The organism is Isoptericola sp. NPDC056134, assembly GCF_042264825.1.
Lineage (GTDB): Bacteria > Actinomycetota > Actinomycetes > Actinomycetales > Cellulomonadaceae > Isoptericola > Isoptericola nanjingensis.
Map to the genome: position 1 here is coordinate 494 of NZ_JBHJVM010000105.1, position 547 is coordinate 1,040.

The 547-nt window shown below is 75.1% G+C and carries 1 protein-coding gene; it reads right to left on the reverse strand.

Annotated features, from left to right (window positions below; translation table 11 throughout):
* Positions 1-218 precede the first annotated feature (218 nt).
* The coding region (locus tag ACFCZN_RS21585; protein WP_430558133.1) for a M50 family metallopeptidase at positions 219-547 on the reverse strand (329 nt) is incomplete at its 5' end.

A 547-nucleotide genomic window follows, 5' to 3' on the forward strand; every position in this document is an offset into this window, starting at 1 on the left:
CCGCCACGGCCCCGACGCTCTCGAACCTCACGCTCGACACGGACCCGAACGCGCAGGGCCCGGCGTTCGTCCTGACTCCTCAGGGCTGACCCACCACGCACCTCCGGCGCCCGCGCCGGACGATCTCGACGACGCGTCCTCCTCCAGACGCGTCCTCGGTCGCACGACGGGCCGTCCGCTCCGGCGGGCGGCCCGTCGTCGTGCGAGGCGGCGCAGCCTCAGGCCGCCGGGCCCACGATCCACGACCCGCCGAGCACGGCGGCGCCGAGCGTGACGACGAGGAACACGCCCACCCAGAACAGCCCGGGGACGCGGGTGAGCCGCGCGAGGATGTCGGCGTCGGACGTCGCCGCCCGTCCGCGCGACCGCTCGCTCTGCAGCTCGAGCACCGGCCGGACCGCGCCGAGCAGCAGGAACCACGTGACGGCGTAGGCGACGGCGCTCTGCACGTCGGGCGTCGCCCACCACGACACGCCGACGAGCGCGGCGCCCGTGACGAGCACGGACCACAGCCCGAACCAGTTGCGGATCTGCAGCAGCATGAGGG